General features: G+C 35.8%; 2 protein-coding genes. Both read left to right on the forward strand.

All coding sequences use genetic code 11. The features are described from left to right. The first annotated feature begins 41 nt into the window (after positions 1-41). Entirely contained in the window at positions 42-476 is a 435-nt protein-coding gene (locus tag EAX61_RS16595) for a transposase (RefSeq protein WP_201739480.1), read from the forward strand. After that, the gene (locus EAX61_RS16295; RefSeq protein WP_236642068.1) at positions 473-1342 is read left to right on the forward strand and encodes an IS3 family transposase; all 870 of its coding nucleotides are present in this window, start codon (positions 473-475) and stop codon (positions 1340-1342) included. The genes EAX61_RS16595 and EAX61_RS16295 overlap by 4 nt, the downstream gene beginning before the upstream one ends. Positions 1343-1393: the final 51 nt, after the last annotated feature.

Below are 1393 nucleotides of genomic sequence, written 5' to 3' on the forward strand. Positions count from 1 at the left end.
TGTCCCGTCCTGAAATAGCGATACACTAAATTCTTAGTGTAATGAAAACACCAGTAACCACTGGGTATGTTAAACGTACCCAAAAAGACTACTCGCTTTCTTTTAAGCTTCAAGTAGTAGAAGAAATAGAATCAGGTCAATTAGATCGGTTAGCAGCTCATCTTAAATATGGTATACAAGCTAGATCTACAATTACGACTTGGTTGCGCAAATATGGTACCTTTGATTGGGAAAACCTATCCGTTGTAACAGTGGCAAAGACACCAGAACAAAAGATCATCGAGCTAGAGGCAAAAGTAAAGCTACTAGAAAAACAAAAAGCTAGAGCAGAGTATCTGGCCGAGCGTGCTGACAAGAAAGCAATCATCTTTGATATGCTTGTAGATATGGCCGAGAAGGAATATGATATCCAGATCAGAAAAAATTACACGCCCGAGTTATTGAAGTCTTCAAAGAAGAACAAGAAGAAACCATAGTTTCCACCTGTAACTTACTCGGGCTTGACAGACAGGTATATTATCGCTCCATTAAGTCTAGAAGCCATAAACAATCTATATCAAAACAAGTAATAGCTTTAGTTAGGGCTAAACGTAATGTAATGCCCAAACTAGGTACTAGAAAATTATATCATATTTTGAAACGAGAACTTACTGATTTAAAAGTAGGTCGGGATAAGCTTTTTAGAATACTTAAAGCAAATCACATGTTGATAAAACCTAAAAGAAGCTATCACATAACTACAGACTCACATCATCGATTTAGAAAACACAGGAACATCGTTAGCAATGTTGATATCATAAGACCAGAACAAATCTGGGTCAGTGATATCACCTACGTAGGTGACAGAAGCAACCCGTCCTATCTAGCCTTAATCACAGATGCCTATTCTAAAAAGATAATGGGCTATAATGTATCCAATACTCTAGCGGTAGATGGTTCCCTGCAAGCTCTTGAGATGGCCTTAAAGAACAGAATCAATAAAGATCAACCATTGATCCATCACTCTGATAGAGGTTTGCAATATTGCTCAAACGATTATCAACAACTGTTGAATCAGAACAATATTAAAGCCAGTATGACAGAGAAGTATGATCCTTACGAGAATGCAATAGCAGAAAGAATAAATGGAATACTAAAGCAAGAATTTAAAGTCGCTAAAAGTATCAATGATATAGAAGTGAAAAAACAGCTAATCAAAAATGCAATCCAAATTTATAACAATCAGAGACCGCACTTATCCAATCACCTGCTAACACCACAGCAAATGCATCAACAAAACAAACTAAGTAGAAAACAGTACAAATCAAAAAAGCTTAACGATGCTAGAATCGTTAAGCTTTAAATATTAATTTTAATCCTTTAATAATCTGTATCGGTTATTTAGGACTAGACA

Origin of the sequence: Dokdonia sinensis (assembly GCF_003688895.1) — a bacterium.
Taxonomy (GTDB): Bacteria; Bacteroidota; Bacteroidia; order Flavobacteriales; family Flavobacteriaceae; genus Dokdonia; species Dokdonia sinensis.